This is a genomic window from Methylobacterium longum (assembly GCF_022179385.1).
GTDB classification, from domain to species: Bacteria; Pseudomonadota; Alphaproteobacteria; order Rhizobiales; family Beijerinckiaceae; genus Methylobacterium; species Methylobacterium longum.
Window position 1 is genome coordinate 1 of the sequence record NZ_BPQS01000131.1, and the last position, 1,221, is coordinate 1,221.

At 71.5% G+C, this 1,221-nt stretch carries 2 protein-coding genes and 1 pseudogene; 2 read left to right on the forward strand and 1 reads right to left on the reverse strand.

Annotated elements, in window-relative coordinates:
* Positions 1–252: 252 nt before the first annotated feature.
* A complete protein-coding gene (locus tag MFF58_RS31660) occupies positions 253–576 on the reverse strand; it encodes a hypothetical protein (protein ID WP_238294290.1) in 324 nt (107 codons plus the stop codon).
* Between the two features lie 220 nt (positions 577–796).
* Here MFF58_RS31660 and MFF58_RS31665 point away from each other — a divergent pair, with 220 nt between their 5' ends.
* Together MFF58_RS31665 and MFF58_RS31670 are read left to right on the forward strand one after the other, a co-directional pair.
* Positions 797–1,042: a DUF6894 family protein gene (locus tag MFF58_RS31665; protein WP_238294292.1), complete on the forward strand. Its 246-nt coding sequence runs from the start codon at positions 797–799 to the stop codon at positions 1,040–1,042.
* A gap of 12 nt (positions 1,043–1,054) precedes the next feature.
* Positions 1,055–1,221: pseudogene (locus MFF58_RS31670) on the forward strand (Holliday junction branch migration DNA helicase RuvB); the annotation flags it as partial.

Genomic DNA, 1,221 nt, shown 5'->3' on the forward strand with positions numbered 1-1,221 from the left:
AGCGGTATAGGAGCGGCCATCCCATCCTCCCAGGCTTCAAACCCGAGGACAGAATCACAGCCCTGTCCGATCCGCTACCCCACGTGAGTCCCGCTCAACGAGGCTTGGTATGAGACGTCGACCCGCGGGCGCGGGCGACCTCCTCCGCCGTGTGATCAGATCCGTGGCCTATGGGCTGCGCATCCAGGCAAGGTCCGCCGGGCGCAGCGGCTCCCGGTTGAATCGGCTCCGCCGGCGACCGTGACCGAACGTCTAGCGCGGCTCAGCGAGGCGGCACGCCGCGCCGCCGGCCCGGGGCCAGCCGTAATAGATCGCCTCCGCCTGCACGGTCGCGTCGGCGGCGATGCTCGGCACCGTCGTGGTGGTCGTGTCGAGAACCGACCCGCCGGCAGCCGTGAACGTGCAGAGGAGCGTGGCCGGCGCCCGCGCCTCCGGGCCCGGATTGTGCAGTTCGACCCGGGCACGCTGCGGCTCGTGCGAATCCGGCGGCGTGTGGAGCCGGGTTTCGACAACGCCCGCCGTGTCGGCCCAGGCCGACGACGCGGCGACGGCCGCACCGACAGCCAGAAGAACCATGGCCCGCCGTGGTGTCCCGATGCATCCCATGTCTGTCCGAGCCCCTTCGTCCGATCCCCGCCGGCGAACATGTCGACCCAACCGCGGAAACCCCCTCGCGGATCGGCGCGCCACGGGCAAACCGGCCTGCGGCGCTTCGCCCGGGCTGGATCTCCCGCCAATAGGAACATATAGTGAACACATGATGACGGGCGCCGCTCGGCGCGAGGAGGAGTGAGGGATGGCACGCTACCGTTTTCACTGCACCAACGGCCTTGAATGCGTGTTCGACGCGCGCGGCCGGGAGGTCCGGGCGTCGTCGCGCTTGGTCGAGCGGGCGCGGCAGGTGGCGGCCGACGTGCGGCAGTCGCTGGCGAACCGAACCGACTGGGCCGAATGGCGTGTGACCGTGCACGACCTGACCGGGCGGCGCGTGCTCGTGCAGCCCTTCGAGCCGGCGCGGGACCGGGTGAAGGTGGCGGCCTGACCGATGGCGCCGATGAAGACAGCCCGGCCGCCGGCCGTCCCGCCGGAGCCGGGTGCGGGCCGGGACGGCGCCGACCAGACGATCCGTCCGCTGAGCCTGTCCGAGTTTATCGGGCAGCGTGCGGCGCGGGCGAACATGCAGGTGTTCATCGAGGCGGCGCGCCGGACCGGGCAGGCGCT

Coding starts and splice junctions, on each gene's coding strand:
- MFF58_RS31665 (WP_238294292.1), top strand. CDS start 797: ATGGCACGCTACCGTTTTCACTGCACCAACGGCCTTGAATGCGTGTTC.
- MFF58_RS31660 (WP_238294290.1), bottom strand. CDS start 576: ATGGTTCTTCTGGCTGTCGGTGCGGCCGTCGCCGCGTCGTCGGCCTGG.